The 19,019-nt window shown below is 65.2% G+C and carries 17 protein-coding genes; 6 read left to right on the top strand and 11 right to left on the bottom strand.

Annotated features, from left to right (window positions below; genetic code table 11):
- The first annotated feature begins 78 nt into the window (after positions 1–78).
- The gene (locus I6F37_RS28870) at positions 79–1,014 is read left to right on the top strand and encodes an alpha/beta hydrolase (protein WP_225153381.1); all 936 of its coding nucleotides are present in this window, start codon (positions 79–81) and stop codon (positions 1,012–1,014) included.
- Positions 1,015–1,023: 9 nt separating this feature from the next.
- Here the strand turns inward: I6F37_RS28870 and I6F37_RS28865 are convergent, their stop codons facing one another.
- Entirely contained in the window at positions 1,024–1,272 is a 249-nt protein-coding gene (locus I6F37_RS28865; RefSeq protein WP_036014770.1) for a hypothetical protein, read from the bottom strand.
- Positions 1,273–1,482: 210 nt separating this feature from the next.
- Here I6F37_RS28865 and I6F37_RS28860 point away from each other — a divergent pair, with 210 nt between their 5' ends.
- A complete protein-coding gene (locus I6F37_RS28860; protein WP_249795376.1) occupies positions 1,483–2,346 on the top strand; it encodes a hypothetical protein in 864 nt (287 codons plus the stop codon).
- On the opposite strand, the gene I6F37_RS28855 is transcribed toward I6F37_RS28860, so the two are convergent.
- The 3 genes from I6F37_RS28855 to I6F37_RS28845 form a co-directional block, all read right to left on the bottom strand.
- Positions 2,343–2,903, bottom strand: a complete 561-nt coding sequence (locus I6F37_RS28855) for a carboxymuconolactone decarboxylase family protein (RefSeq protein ID WP_036014759.1) — start codon at positions 2,901–2,903, stop codon at positions 2,343–2,345. The two genes, I6F37_RS28860 and I6F37_RS28855, sit on opposite strands and share 4 nt — an antisense overlap.
- 109 nt (positions 2,904–3,012) lie before the next feature.
- A complete protein-coding gene (locus I6F37_RS28850; RefSeq protein WP_036014763.1) occupies positions 3,013–4,176 on the bottom strand; it encodes a PLP-dependent cysteine synthase family protein in 1,164 nt (387 codons plus the stop codon).
- 44 nt (positions 4,177–4,220) lie between these two features.
- Positions 4,221–4,685, bottom strand: coding sequence for an Lrp/AsnC family transcriptional regulator (locus I6F37_RS28845; RefSeq protein WP_036014765.1), 465 nt, complete (start codon positions 4,683–4,685; stop codon positions 4,221–4,223).
- 158 nt (positions 4,686–4,843) lie between these two features.
- Between I6F37_RS28845 and I6F37_RS28840 the strand changes: the two genes are divergently transcribed.
- Entirely contained in the window at positions 4,844–5,860 is a 1,017-nt protein-coding gene (locus I6F37_RS28840; protein ID WP_036014767.1) for a 1-aminocyclopropane-1-carboxylate deaminase, read from the top strand.
- A gap of 203 nt (positions 5,861–6,063) precedes the next feature.
- On the opposite strand, the gene recQ is transcribed toward I6F37_RS28840, so the two are convergent.
- The 7 genes from recQ to I6F37_RS28805 form a co-directional block, all read right to left on the bottom strand.
- Positions 6,064–7,929, bottom strand: a complete 1,866-nt coding sequence (recQ, locus tag I6F37_RS28835) for a DNA helicase RecQ (protein WP_036016105.1) — start codon at positions 7,927–7,929, stop codon at positions 6,064–6,066.
- A gap of 241 nt (positions 7,930–8,170) precedes the next feature.
- Positions 8,171–8,914 carry a polysaccharide deacetylase family protein gene (locus I6F37_RS28830; RefSeq protein WP_036016102.1) on the bottom strand — a complete coding sequence of 248 codons (744 nt, stop codon included), beginning with the start codon at positions 8,912–8,914 and terminating at the stop codon, positions 8,171–8,173.
- A 106-nt stretch (positions 8,915–9,020) separates the two neighbouring features.
- Entirely contained in the window at positions 9,021–10,019 is a 999-nt protein-coding gene (locus tag I6F37_RS28825) for a homoserine O-succinyltransferase (RefSeq protein ID WP_225153377.1), read from the bottom strand.
- A 12-nt stretch (positions 10,020–10,031) separates the two neighbouring features.
- Positions 10,032–11,333: an O-acetylhomoserine aminocarboxypropyltransferase/cysteine synthase family protein gene (locus I6F37_RS28820; protein WP_036016088.1), complete on the bottom strand. Its 1,302-nt coding sequence runs from the start codon at positions 11,331–11,333 to the stop codon at positions 10,032–10,034.
- Between the two features lie 247 nt (positions 11,334–11,580).
- The gene (locus tag I6F37_RS28815; RefSeq protein WP_225153375.1) at positions 11,581–13,140 is read right to left on the bottom strand and encodes an amidase family protein; all 1,560 of its coding nucleotides are present in this window, start codon (positions 13,138–13,140) and stop codon (positions 11,581–11,583) included.
- Positions 13,141–13,263: 123 nt separating this feature from the next.
- Positions 13,264–14,298, bottom strand: coding sequence for an aldo/keto reductase (locus tag I6F37_RS28810; RefSeq protein WP_225153373.1), 1,035 nt, complete (start codon positions 14,296–14,298; stop codon positions 13,264–13,266).
- A gap of 10 nt (positions 14,299–14,308) precedes the next feature.
- The gene (locus I6F37_RS28805; protein WP_225153371.1) at positions 14,309–15,490 is read right to left on the bottom strand and encodes an MFS transporter; all 1,182 of its coding nucleotides are present in this window, start codon (positions 15,488–15,490) and stop codon (positions 14,309–14,311) included.
- Positions 15,491–15,588: 98 nt separating this feature from the next.
- On the opposite strand from I6F37_RS28805, the gene I6F37_RS28800 reads away from it, so the two are divergent.
- From I6F37_RS28800 to I6F37_RS28790, 3 genes are all read left to right on the top strand, one after another.
- Entirely contained in the window at positions 15,589–16,542 is a 954-nt protein-coding gene (locus I6F37_RS28800) for a LysR family transcriptional regulator (RefSeq protein WP_109141763.1), read from the top strand.
- Between the two features lie 275 nt (positions 16,543–16,817).
- Positions 16,818–17,777, top strand: a complete 960-nt coding sequence (locus I6F37_RS28795; RefSeq protein WP_225153369.1) for a fatty acid desaturase — start codon at positions 16,818–16,820, stop codon at positions 17,775–17,777.
- A gap of 235 nt (positions 17,778–18,012) precedes the next feature.
- Entirely contained in the window at positions 18,013–19,011 is a 999-nt protein-coding gene (locus tag I6F37_RS28790; RefSeq protein ID WP_225148647.1) for an ABC transporter substrate-binding protein, read from the top strand.
- Positions 19,012–19,019: the final 8 nt, after the last annotated feature.

Below are 19,019 nucleotides of genomic sequence, written 5' to 3'. Positions count from 1 at the left end.
CGCGAACTCACCTGCGGAGAAAACCCCTCATCCGGCGCTGCGCGCCACCTTCTCCCACAAGGGGAGAAGGAAGAATCCATGCCGCTGGATCCGCTCGCAAAGCGTTTGTTGACCATGATGGCTGCGGCTGCGCCGCAGGCGCGGAGCCGCCCGAGTGTGGAGGTGCGGCGGCAATCGCTGGCAAAGCTGATGCAGTTCGCCCGGGCCGAGGCGCCGGATGTGACGACCTCCGACGGCAGGCTGCCCGGTCCCGGCGGCGAGCTGCCCTATCGCCTGTACGCGCCGGCAGGCACTGAAGCGCCCGCACCGGGCTTCGTGTTCTTTCATGGCGGCGGGCTCGTCGCCGGCAGCATTGCCACGCACGAGCGCATCGCCGCGGCGCTGGCGCATGCCACCGGCTGCCGCCTCGTGTCGGTCGATTACCGGCTCGCGCCGGAGCACAGATTCCCCGCCGCGGTCGACGACGCGATCGCCGCCACCGAATGGGTGGCGCGCGAGGCGGCATCGCTCGGCATCGACGCGGACCACCTTGTGGTCGGCGGCGATTCCGCCGGCGCCACACTCGCGGCGATCGTGTGCCAGAATGCGGCGCAGACCGCTGGCCTCTCCATCGCCGCGCAGTGCCTGATCTGCCCGGTGCTGGATTTCGAGGAAACCTCGCCTTCGCGCGAAGCCTTTGCCGAGGGCCATCTGATCGATCGCGCCACGATCGAAGCCGATCTTTCCGATTATCTGCCTGACGGCATCGATACCGCCGATCCCCGCGTCTCTCCCTTGCGCGCAACACGCCTCACGGGCCTGCCGACCGCAATCATCCACACCGCCGAATATGACCCGATGCGTGACGAGGGCAACGCCTATGCCCGCAAGCTGCTCGCCGCGGGGGTCGCGGTCGAGCATGTCTGCCACGATGGCATGGTTCACAATTTCCACGCCATGGGCGCAATCCTGCCGCAGGCACAGCTCGTGCTGTCGCAAATCGGCGAACAGGTGCGGCGCGCGGTGAAGACCTGACAGCGTCAATCATACGCGCGCGCCGATCACCGCGCGCGCCGCCGCGACATATTCCGGCCAGTGCGCTTCCGCATAATGCTCCGCCTGCCATGCGCAGGTGCGGTCGGGCGCATGCGCCGCCGCAATCGTGCGCGCGAAACGTTCCTCCGCAACAGTCGCCTTGCCGGGCTCGGCTATGGGTGCAGCAGCCACCGCAGCACCGGGAGTAACGGCAAGCCCCGCCAGACCGGTGAGCAGGATGCGGCGTGACGTGTTCATGGCTGTCTCCTCCATTCTTCGGCCTGCACTGTGGCGGGCGAGTGTGTCAGTGCGATCACGCCAGGGTAACCGCGCACATCCGCGCCGTCCATCGCTTGCGGATAGCGCTTGACCAAGCGCGCGATCACGTTCCATCTAACAACGGTTCCACCTTCAGATCGCCACGCGTCGGATCGTCACGTGCCTTTTCGCAGCCAATCCCGTCGTGCGTTGCGCGCTGCCGCAGCGGGACTCCTGTGTCTGGCGGTCCCCGCCGGCGGCGCCTTCGCTGCCGACGATGAGGAGGAAAAGCCGACGGTCCCGAACATCTATCTCGATCTCCGCACCATCTATGCGACGATCCCCGCTGGCACGCTCGCGCTCGGCTTCGGCAACACCTCGCTGTCAGCCGCATTCCAAGCCCTGGCGGCGCAACGAGGCACGTCGCTGCGGAATGGACTGCCGGCCGCGAAATCGATTGCGATCGACCTGCCGCTGACCGTCGACGTCAGCGACCGCGTTTCGCTCTACGGCGGCGTATCCGGCACGACGACGGATATCGGCGGCGGCTGGTCGTCTTTCGACATCACGAGCTGGAACATCGGCGTGCAGGCCGATCTCTACCAGCAGAATGGCGGGAAGATCCCGACCATCACGCTGCAATCAACCCTGACGCAGTCGGTGCCCAACGAGCAGGGCATGACGAACTCCTTCAACAACATCGTGGAATTCGACTACGCGGTCGACAAGGACGAGACACGGGGCTGGCTCGCCGGCCTGCAATACACCACCGTCACCATCGCCAGCCCGTTCGCCACGATCCGGCCGAACACGATCCTCTATGCCGGCGGCTACTATCAATGGCCGAGCAACTGGAAGTTCACCGGGCGCCTCGGCATGCAGTCGTTCGGCGGCGCGCTGCTCGCGGGCCGGACGCTCGCGGAATCCTTCACCCAGCCGGTCCTGCGGCTCGACCTCGATCGCATGGACGACAACGACAACCGACTTTTCGGCATTACCGCGCAGATCGCCTGGATGCCGAAGCCGTCCTATCAGGTCACGTTGCGCACACCGCTCTACGCCGTGCGCAACTAGTCAGGCACCGGCACGTCGAAGGTGTTGAGCGTGACCGAGACCATGCAGTAGACGCCGACGAGATAGGACAGCTCGGCCGCGCCGTGCTCGCCGAATTCCTTCACCGCCGCACGCCAAGTCAGCTCCGGCAGCACGCCGCCGCTGACCAGTGCCGAAGCCATGTCGTAGGCGACGGCTTCCTGCTTGGTGAGGTCCACCGGCCGCTGGCCGGCAACGATGGTCGCGAGCTTCTCGTCGGAGAGGCCACGCTGCTCGGCCACCAGCACATGAGCGTAGAGCTCGTAACCGGAGCGGAAATGCGAGCCGGTGACGAGGATCGCGACCTCGCGTACGGCCGCGGGCAGCAGCGGGTTCGACGCAATCGCCTTGACCAGCTCCCACACCGGCTTGCCGAAGCGCGGCTCGCGGATCCAGGGATTCCAGGGCCCGAGCAGCGCGCCGTCCTCGCGCATGTTCACAAAACCCTTGAAGTGGTCCTTCATGCCGGCCCGCATGTCGTCATAGAGCGGCTTCTGTTCGTCGGTTAGCTCTTTCGGATCGAGAATGGGAAGGCGCACGGTAGGGTCTCCTCGTTGAGAAGACGCAACCGTCACCTGCGTGCCTGCGCAAGGCAAGTGAAGTTGCCGTGACGACCGTGCGATTTCGCAAATGCCAGGCAGATCTCGGCTATGACGCCGTGGGGCTTGGCACGCTTTGGGGATTGACGACGTCGTCGACGTCCAGCGTCAGTGGCTCACCTGTGGCGAGGAACGACGACAGCGCCGCCTCGAACGGCGTCGGATCTATGCCGCGCGCTTTCAGCCAGCCCGGCTCGTAATAGGTCTGCCGGTAGCGCTCGCCGGAATCGCAGATCAGCGTCACCAGCGATCCCGTGACGCTCGCCTGGCGCATCTCCGAGGCGAGCCGGCACAGCGCCAGGAAGTTGGTGCCGGTGGAGCCGCCGACCGCACGGCGCAGCCGTCGCGACAGCACGTTCATCGCCGCGACCGTTGCCGCATCCGGGATCTTCATCATGCGATCGACCACGCCGGGCACGAAGGACGGCTCGCAGCGGGGGCGACCGACGCCCTCGATCAGCGACGGGCGGTCGCAAACACGGGAGCGGTCCAGCGTGCGGAAGCAATCGAAGAACGCGGAATGCTCGACATCGGCGACGCACAGCCGGGTCGGATATTGCCGATACCGCAGATAACGTCCGATGGTGGCCGACGTGCCGCCGGTGCCGGCGCCCATCACGATCCAGTCCGGAATCGGCCGCGGCTCGCCTCCCAATTGCGTGAAGATCGATTCGGCAATGTTGTTGTTGCCGCGCCAATCGGTGGCGCGCTCGGCGAAGGTGAACTGGTCTATGTAATGGCCGTTCAGGCGGCCGGCGAGCGCGGCGGCTTCCGCATAGAGCGCGCGGCCGTCGTCGATCAAATGGCAATGGCCGCCATAATGCTCGATCGCGGCGATCTTCTCCGCCGAGGTCGTGCGCGGCATCACGGCGTAGAAGGGCACGCCGATCATCTCTGCGAAATAAGCCTCCGACACCGCGGTCGATCCCGACGAGGCCTCGACCACGGGCGTGCCTTCGCGGATGTGGCCGTTGCAGAGCGCATAGAGGAACAGCGAGCGCGCGAGGCGATGCTTCAGGCTGCCGGTCGGATGCGTGGACTCATCCTTCAGATAGATGTCGATGCCCGATAGCGCCGGCACGATCAGCCGGATCAGATGCGTGTCGGCGGTGCGGCACTGGTCGGCCTCGATCGCGGCCACGGCCTCGTCGACCCAGCCGCGCCGATAGGCCGGCCCGGCCGGATTGTGCTGGCGGAAGGGGAATGTCTGCATCGGGCGAATCTCTCATGATGCGGATAGCGCATCAATAGCTGCGCCTAAAATTCCAGCGGCGCGTTATCGACGACTTCCTTCATCACGAAGAAGGTCCGGGTCTGGCGCACGCCGGGGAGCGCGATCAGCTGCTCGCCGTGGATGCGGTTGAAATCCTCCATGTCGCCGACGCGGATCTTGAGGAAGTAATCGAAATCGCCGGCGACGAGATGGCAGTCGAGCACGAATTTCAGCTTTGCAACGGCCTGCTCGAAGGTGGCAAAGCTTTCCGGCGTCGAGCGGTCGAGCACGACCCCGACCATCACCAGCGTGCCCTTGGCCACCTTCTTCGGCGCGACCATGGCGCGGACAGTGGCGATGAAGCCGTCCTCGAACAGGCGCTGGGTGCGACGGTGGCAGGTGGCGGGGCTGATCGCGACCGTTTCGGCCAGCTCGGCGTTGCTGAGCCGACCGTTATTCTGGAGCAATCTCAATATCTTGAGGTCGGTGCGGTCGAGTCGGGCAGCCATGAAAGAAACTTCCGAAAATAGGTGCTATTCTGGAAGGAATGTTAGCAGTTATCACAACTTTCGCAAGAAGCCGTGCAACATGGCCGCAATATTCGAGAGCACATTTTCCCGACGTGATGCTAGGGAGCCGCCAACACCAACGCCAATCGAGATGACCCATGAAGCTGGACAAATTTCCGCGCTATCCTTTGACCTTCGGCCCGACGCCCATCGAGAAGCTGGAGCGCTTGTCAAAACATCTCGGCGGCCAAGTCGAGGTTTATGCCAAGCGCGAGGACTGCAATTCCGGCCTCGCCTATGGCGGCAACAAGCTGCGCAAGCTCGAATACATTATCCCCGATGCGATCGCCTCCAATGCCGATACGCTGGTCTCGATCGGCGGCGTGCAATCCAACCACACCCGCATGATCGCGGCCGTCGCGGCCAAGCTCGGCATGAAATGCCGGCTGGTGCAGGAAGCCTGGGTGCCGCACGAGGACGCAGTCTATGATCGCGTCGGCAACATCATGCTCTCGCGCATCATGGGCGCCGACGTGCGCCTGGTCGACGACGGCTTCGATATCGGCATCCGCAAGAGCTGGGAGCAGGCGATCGAGGAAGTGAAGGCCGCGGGCGGCAAGCCTTACGCCATTCCCGCCGGTGCCTCCGTGCATAAGTTCGGCGGCCTCGGCTATGTCGGCTTTGCCGAGGAGGTGCGCAAGCAGGAAGCCGAGCTCGGCTTCAAGTTCGACTACATCGTCGTCTGCACCGTCACCGGCTCCACCCATGCCGGCATGCTGGTCGGGTTTGCGGCGGACGGCCGTGCGCGAAAAGTCATCGGTATTGATGCGTCGTTCACGCCGGCACAGACCAAGGCCCAGGTGCTCGAGATCGCGCAGAACACGGCAAAGCTCGTCGAGCTCGGCAAGGACCTCGTCACTGACGACGTCGTGCTGATCGAGGACTACGCCTATCCCGCCTATGGTGTGCCATCGGAGGAGACCAAGGAGGCGATCCGCCTCACCGCGCGCCTCGAAGGCATGATCACCGACCCCGTCTATGAGGGCAAGTCGATGCAGGGCCTGATCGATCTCGCCAAGAAGGGCTATTTCGAGAAGGGCGCGAAGATCCTCTATGCCCATCTTGGCGGCGCGCCGGCGCTGAACGGATATGCGTATGCGTTCAGGAATGGGTGAGTGAGAGCGTAGCGCACTCGCACGTCATACACTGCTGTCGTCCCGGGGCGCGACGAAGTCGCGAGCCCGGGACCCATACGCCGCAGCAATCGTTTTGCGAGGACTGGCAGTTGCCAGCCTGCCGTCATCACACCGGCCTGTGGTTATGGATCCCGGATCTGCGCTTCGCTTGTCCGGGATGACAGGGGAGTTTTTGGCTCGCCCTACCTCGTCCTCACGATCTGCAGCAGCTCGTCGCCGTAGTGCTCGAGCTTCTTGTCGCCGATCCCCGGCACGTTGCGCAGCTCGTCCAGCGTGGTCGGCCAGGCCCGGACGATGCCGTCGATGGTGGCATCGTGCAACACCACATAGGCCGGCACGCCGCGTTCGCGCGCGACCTCTGACCGCCAGGCGCGCAGGCGCGCGCGCAATTCGGGATCGACGTCGCCTTGCGGCGCGCTCGCCGCGGGCGCGAGGTCACCGCGGCGTGACGTGGCCCGGCTGGCGCGAACCCGCGTGCCGGGCGCCTCCTCGCGCAGCCAGACCTCGGTCTCGCCGCGCAGCACGCCGCGCGAAGACTCCGTCAGCTTGAGCGCGCCGTAGGCTTCGCTGTCGCTGCGCAAATGGCCCGTCGCCACCAATTGCCGCAGCACCGTGCGCCACTGCTTCTCGTTGAGCTCGCGGCCAATGCCGAACACCGACAGCTTGTCGTGACCGAACTGTGTGACCTTCTCGGTCAGGCGTCCGACCAGCACGTCGATCAAATGCATGGCGCCGAAACGCTGCCCGGTGCGATAGACGCAGGACAGCAGCTTCTGCGCCAGCACCTTGCCGTCGCGCATCTTCGGCGGCGTCAGGCAATTGTCGCAATTGCCGCAGCTCTCGCCCATCACGATCTCGCCGAAATAGGCGAGCAGGCGCCGGCGTCGGCAATGCGGCGTCTCGGCGAGGCCGACCAGCGCGTCGAGCTTGCCGATCGAGACCCGCTTGAAATCCTCCGATCCGGCCGATTCGTCGATCATGCGGCGCTGCTGCACGATGTCGGAGAGGCCGTAGGTCATCCACGCCGCCGACGGCTTGCCGTCACGACCGGCGCGTCCGGTCTCCTGGTAATAGGCCTCGATGCTCTTGGGCAGGTCGAGATGGGCGACGAAGCGCACGTCGGGCTTGTCGATGCCCATGCCGAAGGCGATGGTCGCGACGATGACGATGCCGTCCTCGTTGAGGAAGCGATCCTGGTTGCGCGAGCGCACCGCCCCGTCGAGCCCGGCGTGGTAGGGCAGCGCCGCAATGCCGGCCTCGGCAAGCGCTGCGGCGACCTCCTCGACGCGGTTGCGCGACAGGCAATAGACCACGCCGGCATCGCCCATGTGGCGCTCGCGGATGAATTCCTTCAGCTGCGACACCGCATTGCGCTTGTCGACGATCTCATAGCGGATGTTGGGCCGGTCGAAGCTGGAGACGAACTGCGGCGCGCCCGTCAGCTGCAGCCGCTCGACGATCTCCTTGCGCGTCAGCTCGTCGGCGGTCGCGGTCAGCGCGATGCGCGGCACGTCGGGAAAGCGCTCGGCGATGACGGAAAGGCCGACATATTCGGGCCGGAAATCGTGACCCCATTGCGAGACGCAATGCGCCTCGTCGATCGCGAACAGCGCCACCTTCGCCTGCGCCAGCAGCGACAGGCAGCGCGGCGTGACCAGCCGTTCCGGCGCGACATAGAGCAGGTCGAGATCGCCGGCGAGCAGGCGGCGTTCGATGTCGGAGGCCTCCTGCGGCGTCAGCGACGAGTTCAGCGCGGCGGCATTGACGCCGGCCTCGATCAGGCCGGCGACCTGGTCGCGCATCAGGGCGATCAACGGCGAGACCACGATGCCGCAGCCTTCGCGCAGCAAGGATGGAAGCTGATAGCACAGCGACTTGCCGCCGCCGGTCGGCATCAAGACCAGGCAATTGCCGCCGTCGGTGACATGGCGGACGATCTCGCCCTGCGCGCCGCGGAATCCCGGCAGGCCGAACACCGAATGCAGCACCGACAGCGCGTCGCGGCCGTTGGCTGGCGCAGGCAGTGGGGCGTTGGAGGGAGCGGACATGGGCGGAGCAGATCAGGCCGTGGGATTCGTCACAAGGCCAGTCGCATGCTGGTGTGGCTGTGGCAAGACTGTTTGGAGGCGAGGCACGACTCTTCCCTCTCCCCTTGTGGGAGAGGGTGCCTCGCGAAGCGAGGTGGGTGAGGGGTTCTACCCGCGAACGCAGATATGAGCTTGTGGAGACATACCCCTCATCCGGCGCTTCGCGCCACCTTCTCCCACAAGGGGAGAAGGGAAGAAGAGGCTACGCCCCGATCCGTCGCAGCGCTTCTGCGACGGTCACGATCGGCATGTTGCGCTTGGCGGCGGCTTGGAGCGCATGACGCATCAAATGCGGCGTGCAGCCATAGGGGCTCGGCCTGTCGCTGACGTCGTGGCCGTAGAAGATCAGCCAGCCGCCACTCGCGACCGCCTCGTCGAAATAGCGATCGACCCCGGCCTCGTCGATCTCGCAATCGACCAAGGGCGAGGCGCGCAGGAATTGAAGGTCGATGACGCCGCTATTGACGCCGGGAAGAATGCCGCGCGCGGAACGGAAGGCTTTTGCCAGCTGCGGCTTGCGCCACACCGAGGCGATGCCATAGGGATAGGCGAAATTCTCCAGCGTGATCGAGGCATCAATGCCACGGAGATGGCTGCGGTTTCGTTCGATCTCGCGCGCCATCGCGGCTTCATCGAGCGTGGCCGAGCTCTGGTGCGAGAAGGTGTGGCAGGCGATTTCGTGCCCGGCGCGGTGAAGCCGGACGATCGCGTCATCCGACAAGCCATGCCAATGCTCCGACGGCTGACCGATCAGGCTGCCGGCGAGGTAATAGGTGCCGCGGCCGCCATGCCGCTCCAGTAGCTCGGCGCCCTCGCCCGCGGCGCTATCGGGGGCATCGTCGAACGTGAAGCTCACCATCGCCGCATGCGCGGCCAGCCGGTGCGGCGCGGCGCGGAAATGCCGGGCCAACCGATTGCTCACGCGTCCCTGGAGTGCCGACCACACGACTGCGTTTCCTGTGATGCCTTCTTGCTCTACTGAAACATTCGTGCGCAGGTCGAGGCAAGCCTAACGCCCGGGTAATCCTAACGCCGAACCAAGAGCGCTTCGGCTAGCGCACCGACATCGACGCGTCGGCGTCCGCGCCGAGATAACGCAACCAATTGCGGAAGAGCACCGCCGCCGCGTCGCCAGCGCCGATATCGGCGCGCAGGTTCAGCGCGGGCAGCTCGTTGCTGAGCGCCGGATGGCGCTGGTGCGCCGCCTTCTTCTCGAACCGAGCCAGCTTCTCTTCAGTCGCTGCGTCAAAATAACTCACCGGCAGGCGCGGATAGGTCTCCCGCTCCCGCGCGAGATAGCGGCCGATGTCACGCAGATATTCGCGCTGCAGCGACAGCGCGTCATATTCGGGGTGACCCTGGAAGAACACGAAGCGGCTGGCATATTGGCGAACGAAGACGTCGACGCCAGCCTCCTGTGAGCGTGTCAGCACCTGATAACCGGCGTGCACGAGATCGCTCTCGGCGATCTCGTTCAAACGTGAATGCGAGACCTTGAGCGGTGCGGGCGCAGAGCGGGTCAGCAAATCGTCCGTCACGACGCCGCAATCGAAAATGCCGTGACATTTGGCCGGCAGCCGCCGCCGTTCAATATTGTCGAGGTGCAGCACCGCGGCATGCGCGGCAAGGCACGACCAGATCGTCGAACGCGTGTTGATCTTGGCCCAGTCGATCAGGTTCGTGAGGTCGCGCCAGTACGGCTCCCCGTCGAGCTCGGGCGCGATCGGCTCTGCGCCCGTCACGATCAACCCATCGAATTTGCCGTGCTCGAGATCGGAAAGGTTGGAATACTCGCTCTCGACGTGCCACTTGGCTTCCGGCGACCGCTTCACGCTGGGAAGCGAGAAGCAGTGGAAGCGGATACGGCGCGAGCCCGCCGCGGCCAGAAGCAGCTTCATGAACTGCCGCTCGGTCGCCTTCAACGCGGCATCCGGCATGTTGTTGACGAGGCCGATGGTGAGTTCGGCGCCGGCATCGCGCGCGAGATCGTGCGCGGCCGGCACCAGCGTCGGGCCCGCGATGACCTGATCCTTGTCGATCAAGATCGTCATGGCCGGCGCCGCCTACTCCGCAGCCTCGCGGCGCGCCGACGGGCAGGCCTTTTCCAGCGCCTGGTCGATGTCCTCGATGATATCAGAGACATGCTCGATGCCGATCGACAGACGGATCGTCTCCGGCAGCACGCCGGCGGCGCGCTGCTGCTCCGCCGACATCTGGCGATGGGTGGTCGATGCCGGATGGCAGGCGAGCGACTTGGCATCGCCGATATTGACGAGGCGCGTGATCAGCTTCAGCGCATCGTAAAACGCCTTGCCGGCCTCCATGCCGCCCTTGATGCCGAAGGTGAATAGCGAGGAGGCGTTGCCGTTCAGGTACTTCTGCACCAGGGGATAATAGGGGTTGTCCGGGAAGCCGGTGTAATTGACCCAAGCCACGCGCGGATCGCCGCGCAGGAATTCGGCGACCTTGCGGGCGTTCTCGACATGGCGCTCCATGCGCAGCGCCACGGTCTCGATGCCCTGGAGCAGCAGGAAGGCGTTGAACGGCGACAGCACCGAGCCCATGGTGCGCTGATAGACGCTGCGCGCGCGCTCGATATAGGCGGTCTTGCCGAAGCGCTCGGCATAGACGAGGCCGTGATAGGAGGCGTCGGGCTTGTTGTAGGCCGGGAAACGTTCGGCGTGCTCGGCCCAGGGAAAGTTTCCGGAATCGACGATGGCGCCGCCGAGCGTGGTGCCGTGACCGCCCAGGAACTTGGTCAGCGAATGCACCGCGATATCGGCCCCATAGTCGAACGGCTTGAAGAGGATCGGGGTTGCGACGGTGTTGTCGACGATCAGCGGCACGCCATGCGCGTGCGCGACCTTCGCCAGCGCCTCGATGTCGCAGACATTGCCGGCGGGATTGCCGATGGTCTCGGCGAACACGGCGCGGGTGTTCTCGTCGATCAGCTTCTCGACCGCCTCGGGCTTGTCGCTCCCGGCGAAACGGCCGATGATTCCCTGGCGCGGCAGGATGTGGGAGAGCAGCGTGTGCGTCGTGCCGTAGAGCTGCGGCACGGAGACGATGTTGCCGCCGTGATCGGCGACGTTGATGAAGGCGAAATGCAGCGCCGCCTGCCCCGTCGCGACCGCGAGTGCGCCGACGCCGCCTTCGAGCTGTGCGATGCGCTTCTCCAGGACTGCGCTGGTCGGATTGGCAATGCGGCTGTAGCGAAAGCCTTCGGTCTCCAGATTGAACAGGGCGGCGCCATGATCGGCGCTGTCGAAGGCGTAGGCCGCGGTCTGGTAGATCGGCACGGCCACCGCGTGCGTGGTGGCTTCAGGCTCGTAGCCGGCGTGAATAGCGATCGTCTCGTTGCGCATCGTGCCACCTCCGCGTGGAGCGGGCCGCACTTATCGGCCTAGAATGAGGCATGTGCGTTGTCCGCCGCTCCTCTGTTAGAGGCGGGTGGTAAAGCGGACAATAATTCGCTTAGAGATCGAGGAAGTAACCCTAATGCTTGTTCGCAAAATGGCTGAAATCCGGGTTAAGGCCGATTAACGAAACACGGAGCCACCCTCGCCCACAAGGGCGAGGGTGGCTCCGTCAACGCTGCAATAGCTCGTAGCCTCAGCCCATCTGCTCCCACAGCCGGTGCGTGAGCACGCCGACGCGTTTCTCGATGGCGGCTGCGGCATCGAGGGCGAGATCCTCGCGATAGCGGCCGGCAATCAATTGCACGCCGATCGGCTTGCCGTCATGCAGCGCCACCGGCACCACCGCGCCGGGCAGGCCCAGCACGTTGATGGCGGAGATGAAGCGGATCTCGCCCCAGAAGATCTCGCGCACGCGCTCGGAGCTGATGGTGTCCTCGCGCGGGCCCGGCGTCGGCTTCACCGTGGTCGGCGCCAGCACCACCGGATACTCCTCGAAGAACAATTGCCAGGCGCGGATGTGGCCGTTGCGCGCGGCGGTCGCCTGCATCCAGCCCTTGAGATCGAGCACGTTGGCCTTGGCCTTCATGCCGCCCCAGGACTTGTGAAAATCCTCGGATGTGACCTTCAGCATGGCGGCCTCCTGCATCATCACGGTCTCGTTGGTGATGATGTCGCACCAGGTCTGCCAGACCCCGTTGATGTCGGGTACCTCGACCTCGCTGACGCGATAGCCGGACCGCTCGAGATGATCGGCAGCCTGGCGCAGCGCCGCGGCGACAGAGGGATCGACGTCCATGTCCTCGGGGATCTTTGCCAGTGCAACCTTGATCGGCCGCTTCGGCCGCTCGCCGACCAGCGGCGCGGGCACCCACCAGGGATCGCGCGGATCGCCCTGGCTCATCACCTCCAAAGCGAGGCGCACGTCGGCGACATGGCGCGCGAGCGGTCCCTGCGCCGACATCAGATGCGCCAGCATAGGCCGCTCCGACGTTGCGCTTCCGTTGAAGGCGGGGATGCGGCCCTGCGTCGGCTTGATGGTGGCAACGCCGTTGCAATGCGCCGGCCAGCGCAGCGAGCCGCCGATGTCGTTGCCGTGGGCGATAGTGCCGATGCCCGCAGCGACCGCCGAGCCCGCGCCCCCGGAGGAGCCGCCGCAGGTGATGTCGGGATCCCAGGGGTTGAGCGTCAGCCCGTGCAGGGGATTGTCGGTGAAGCCGCGAAAGGAGAATTCGGGCGTGTTGGTGAGACCGATGACGATCGCGCCTGATTTCTTCAGGTTGCGCACCACGGGCGAGTCGGAGGGTGCAATGAGGTCCTTGTTGGCGGGCACGCCGTTGAAATTCGGCCGGCCCTCGTAGTCGACATTTTCCTTGATCGTAATCGGCACGCCGTGCAGGAGACCGAGCTCGCCGCCTTTGGCGCGCTGCTTGTCGGCCGCGTGCGCCGCTTTGAGTGCTTCCTCCGAGAGATCGACGACGACCGCATTCAGCTTCGGATTGACGGTGCGCATTCGTTCGAGATGCGCTTCCACCGCCTCCACCGCGGAGATGGCGCCGGAGCGGATCGCAGCCGCGGTCTCAACCGCCGACCATTGCCAGGCCGGGCCCTTCGGGCGCCGCGGCTTCGCCGATTTGCCGGCAGCGGCCTTTCCGGCCGGCTTGGCCACGGCGCTCTTGCGGCCGGAGCCCTTCTTCGAAGCCTTCGCCGTCTTCTTCAACACACTTTTCTTCTTGGTCGCCGTCTTCTTCGCCACGCCGCATCTCCTAAAATTGCGCGGCGGAGGTTAGGGACGACGCGGGACCCTGTACAGGTGCGATTCTGCATGGCGCATTGTCGCGACGCTCTGTCGCAATCGCAGCCTTCTATGAGCGAGCTCCTACACCAAGGGTGAATTGAGCCGCGCAAAGCCCTCCTGGATGCGATAGGGATAGTACGGATAAGGCGGCATCACCGCGCTGACCTCATCGAGCCGCTTGATCTGGTCCGCGCTCAGCGACCAGCCGACGGCACCGAGATTGTCGCGCAGCTGCGCTTCGTCGCGCGCCCCGATGATCACGGAGGAGACCGTGGGACGCGACAGCAGCCAGGCAATCGCGACCTGCGGCACGGTCCGAGCGGCCTCCACAGCAATCGCATCGAGCACGTCAACGACGGCGTAGAGGCGCGCATCGTCCACGGGCGGACCGAACTGTGCGGTGGCATGCAGGCGGCTTCCTTGCGGCAGCGGCTGGCCGCGCCGGATCTTTCCGGTGAGCCTGCCCCAGCCCAGTGGGCTCCAGACCAGAGCGCCGACGCCCTGATCGCGCGCGAGCGGCATCAGTTCCCATTCATAGTCGCGCCCCAGCAGGGAGTAATAGACCTGGTGCGCGACATAGCGCGGCCAGCCATGCCGGTCCGCGATCGCGAGCGACTTCATCAGCTGCCAGCCGGCGAAATTCGAGACGCCGACATAGCGCAGCTTACCGGCGCGCACGAGCATATCGAGCGTGGACAGCACCTCCTCGATCGACGTGAACGCGTCGAAGGCGTGGAGCTGAAGCAGATCGATATGGTCAGTGCCGAGCCGTCCTAGCGCCGCATCGACCGAGGCAAGCAGCCGCTGCCGCGACGAGCCGGCATCGAGCGGACCGTCGCCCATCGGCAGGCTCATCTTGGTCGAGATCAGCACCTTGTCGCGGCGCCCCTTGATCGCGGCACCGAGGATCTCCTCGGAGGCGCCGTTCGAATAGACATCGGCGCTGTCGAACAGATTGACGCCGGCATCGAGGCAGATATCGACCAGCCTGCGGGCTTCATCAGTGCCGCTGCGGCCCCAGGCGGAAAACAACGGACCCTGGCCGCCGAACGTGCCGGTGCCGAAGCTGAGGACGGGGACTTTGAGCCCGGAAGCGCCGAGATTGCGGTATTCCATGATCGCTCTCCTATTCCGCCGGGCACGCCGCGACGGTTGCCGGCGCGGGATCGAGCCGGAGACTCCACAGCGCCAGAACGAGGCCAATGACGGTGATGCCGGCCGCGACCAGCGGCAGCGCCGAAAGGCCGAGCCCGCGGTCGATGGTGACGCCGCCTACCCAGGCGCCGAGCGCGTTGCCGAGATTGAACGCGGCGATGTTGAGGCTGGAGGCGAGCGTCCGGCCGCTGGGACCTGCGGCTTCCAGCACGCGAAGCTGAAGCGGCGCGACGGTCGCGAAGGCGGCGGTGCCGAGTAGCAGGATCAGCGCGACGGACAGGATCTTGATCGACAGCACGGCCGCCAGGCCGAGCAGCACGATCGCAAGCGCGGCAAGCGTGCCGGTCAAGGCCCGTGCGAGGCCGCGGTCCGCAAGCTTGCCGCCGGCGATATTGCCGATCCCAAGGCCGACGCCGAACACCAGCAGGATCGGCGAGACGGCAGCCTCCGAAAAGCCGGTGAAGCGCGTCAGGATCGGCTGGATATAGGTGAAGACGACGAACAGTCCGGCGAAGCCGAACACGGTCATGGCAAGACCGAGCAGCACCTGCGGACGGCCGAGCACGGCCACTTCCTCGGCAAGCGAGATCGGCTTGTCGCCATCGCCGACATGGCCGGGGACGAGCGCGGCGACGACCGCAAACGCGATCACGCCGATGACAGTCACCGCCCAGAACGCCGCGCGCCAGCCGAGCATCAGGCCGAGCCAGGCACCGAAGGGCACGCCCAGGAGCGTCGCGACCGTCAGGCCGATGAACATGGTGGCGATCGCAGACGCACGCTTGTCCTCGGCGACGAGGCTGGTGGCCACCACCGAGCCGACGCCGAAGAACGTGCCGTGGGCGAGGGAGGTCAGCACCCGCGCGGCCATCAGCAATTCGTAAGTGGGTGCGAGCGCGCAAGCCGCATTGCCGAGCGTGAAGATCGCCATCAGCGCCAGCAGCACGGTTTTCCGCGGCATCCGCCGCGTCGCCAGCGTCAGCACCGGCGCGCCGACGAACACGCCGAGCGCATAGCCTGATATCAGCAGGCCCGCGACCGGCACCGAGACGTGCATGTCGGCGGCGACCTGCAGCAGCAAGCCCATGATGATGAATTCGGTGGTGCCGATGCCGAAGGCACCGGCGGTGAGCGCGAGGACGGCAGGAGGCATGCGTTGCTCCAAGGGATGAGACGAGCCACGCAGATAGCGGCGCTGCCGCCAAACCATTAGAATGTCCGCAATCCAATCATTTGTGACGTGAATTCAACATGGCCCGTTTCGATACCAACCGCTCGGCCGAGATGGAGGTCTTCGTCCGCGTCGTGGACCTCGGCGGCTTCACCCAGGCCGCGCGAAAGCTGCGTCTGACGCCATCGGGCGTCAGTAAGCTGATCTCGCGTCTGGAGGCGCGCCTCGGCGCGCGGCTCGTCAACCGCACCACGCGCAAGCTGACGCTGACAGCGGAAGGCCAGGCCTTCTACGAGCGATCGTTGCGCATCCTCGCCGAGATGGAGGAGGCCGAGCGCGAGGCGGCCTCGGGCGCGGCGCCGCGCGGCCGCCTCACGGTCAACTGCAACATCCCCTTCGGCATGCTGCATGTGATGCCTTTGATCCCGCGGTTTCTGGCGCAGCATCCCGACGTCACGCTCGATCTCGTGCTGACCGATACGGTGATCGACCTGATGCAGGAGCGCGCGGACGTCGCCATCCGCGTCGGTCCGCTGCGCGCCTCGCGGCTGGTCGCGCGAAAGCTCGGCACCAGCCGCATGGTCGTGGTCGGCGCGCCGGATTATCTCGCCCGTTGCGGCATGCCGAAGATTCCGGCCGATCTCGCCGACCACCGCGGCATCGGCTGGACCTTTCCACGCAGCATCCGCGGCTGGCCGTTCAGGCGTGGCGACCACGCCGAGGAGGCCCTGCCCCCGCCGGTCGCGCGCGCCAGCGACGGCGAAGCCGCCCGCCGCCTCTGCCTCGGCAGTGTCGGTCTCGCGCGCCTCGCGCTCTTCCACATCGGCCCCGACATCGAATCCGGCCGCCTCGTCCCGGTGCTGCAAGGATACAATCCCGGCGACCGCGAAGACATCCACGCCGTCTATGTCGGCCACACCGCCCCACTCCCGGCACGCGTGCGCGCGTTCATCGATTTCCTCGCCGAGCACGTGCGGGTGAGCGACCCCGCGTTGAAGCGGACCGGGGATGGGAAGTGGAAGCTGGTGGGGTGAAGCGGCGGCGAGCGCAGGAGAAGCTTGCCCCCCGGCAGGCTTGCCGAGTCCACCTTCGCCCTGCGGGCTCCGGCGCGCCAGCCTTGCGCAAACGTCGTTTGCGAAGGCTGGCGAGGAGAGTGTCAGTCCAGGGATGCCGGGCGAGCCAACGCCGGCGAAATAAATTGCTTCTGCATTGCGGCCGCGCTTCCTAGGATCGGCCTGTGCTTGGCCAATTCCAGCGTCCTCACGAGCACGGTCAAGTGTGCGATTCCGAAAAAGAGGCGACCACGATCATGAGCAATGCCATCACTGCCACCGGAGAGAAGCCGCTGACTCCAGCCATGCTGCGCGAATTGTCGGTGCGGTCCGATTGGCAGGGTCTGATCCGCGCGGCCAGCCACTACGGCGTGATCGTCGTTGTCGGCGCGCTGATCTGGCTGGTCTCATCGCAATACGGAATCGTCTGGGCGTTGCCGCTGGTGGTCGTCCAAGGCTACTTTGTCGCATTCCTGTTCATGGTGGTCCACGAGACCGCCCACAAGACGGCATTTCGCAGCCGGGCGCTTAATCTCGTCTTCGGTCATCTCTCCTCGTTCGCGGTCGGCTTGCCCTACGAATATTACTGTTTATTCCACTGGGATCATCATCGGTATACGCAGGATCCAAAGAGGGATCCGGAACTGCTGTCGGTTCCGATCCCGACCTCGGACGCGCAATTGGTGATCGTCTACAGCGGCTTGCGGCAGGTTGCCTTCCGGGTGGGGCTGATGCTTCGCCATGCGTTGACCGGCAACGCCACGTCACCATGGATTCCTGAAAATAAACGCCACATCGTCGTGACAGAGGCGCGTCTCCATCTGGCAGGCTACGTCGCGCTGTTGCTGGCATCGATCGCGTTGCACACCTTGATCCTGTTGTGGGTCTGGGTCGTCCCCGTGATCGTCGGTCAATTGTTTCTGCGTCCGTATCTGCTTGCCGAACACACCGGCTGCGATCGCACGCGCAGCGCCTTCCAGAACACCCGCACCACCTATACCGCCAGGTTCGTGCGCTGGTTCGCATGGAACATGCCCTATCATGTCGAACACCATGCCTATCCTTCGATTCCTTTCCATGCGCTGCCGAAACTGAACCGGATCGTCGCCGATCGGATCGTCTATCGGGGCCCGGGCTACATCGCAGTGACGCGGCAGACGTGGGCCTGGTTTCGCCGCGCACGCAACGGTACCGAAATCCCGATCGGTTCTGATTGAATCGGCGTCGGGCTTGGCGAAAGCCAGCAGAGCGCCGCTGCCGCAGGCCATGCTGCGCCCAAGGTGTGAGCAGCTTGATGAATTTATTGCCCCGATCACGGTCGGAAGCTGTTTTGCTTGCGCAAAAAGTGGACAGCAGGGCCTTGTCGATTAATTGCTTCATGATCTTCGATCTTCAGACGATCCTGTCGTCAAGGCCGATCACCTCCGATCGCCGGCATCACAGGGGTTTGGCATGCGATCAACAACTGCTCTTCGCTTCGCCGTGTTCGTGCTATCTGCGTCCTTCCTGTTTGCGCCGTCCGAGCGCGCGACGGCCGAGGAATTGCTGAAGGCGCGGCTCGCCCAGAATCTTGGGCCGATCTCGGGACTGGCGATCGTTGCCAATGCGAAGGGCCTTTTCGCCAAGCACGGGCTCGACATCTCGGTCTCCAACTTCACCAGCGGGAAGCAGTGCCTCGATACGGTGCTTGGGGGAGGGGCGGATTTCGCGACAACAGCCGAGGCGCCGGTCACGGCGGCCGCGATGGCGCAACAGCCGATCGCCTTCGTGGCGGGGATGGAATATTCGGATCTGAAGACAATGACCGCAGCTTCTGCCGGGATCAAGACGAAGGCCGATCTGCGTGGAAAGCGAATCGCCTTCACGGCAGGAACTGGCAGCGAAGTCTACACCTCGGTTCTGTTGAAAGCGGCGGGCCTGACCTCGAAGGACGTGACGCTCGTCAACCTGCGACCGCAGGAGATGCTCCCTGCCATGGCGGCCGGCAGCATCGACGCATTCGACACCTGGGAGCCGCACGTCGCGAATGCGAAGAAGGCTCTCGGCGAAGGCGCGATTCCGCTTGATACCAAAGGTCTCTACTCGGAGACCTTCAATATCGTCGTGACGCAGTCTTACCTCGCCGCCAACCCGGCGATCGTCAGCAAGTTCCTGGCGTCCCTCATCGAAGCCGAGGGCTGGCTCAAGGCGAATCCGGGTGAAGCAATCGACGTCATCGCAGCGGCGACGGGGATGAAACGCGATGAATTGGCGTCGATCTGGACGGACTACGTCTACCATGTGCGCCTCGACGACAGGATTCTCACGACTCTGAAAACCCATGCCGCCTGGCGGCTCGAGACCGGCAATCATCCCCCTGGAGCGAGCATGCCCGATTTCACGAAAGTCCTGGTGACGGCGCCGCTGAAGGCGCTCGATTCAGCTCGCGTCACGCTGGGGGCACGCCCGTGAGCGTCGGC

Source organism: Bradyrhizobium sp. NBAIM08 (assembly GCF_020193935.1).
Classification (GTDB): domain Bacteria; phylum Pseudomonadota; class Alphaproteobacteria; order Rhizobiales; family Xanthobacteraceae; genus Bradyrhizobium; species Bradyrhizobium yuanmingense.
The sequence above is the reverse complement of the archived record's forward strand: the minus strand, read 5'-3'. Positions and strand labels throughout refer to the sequence as shown.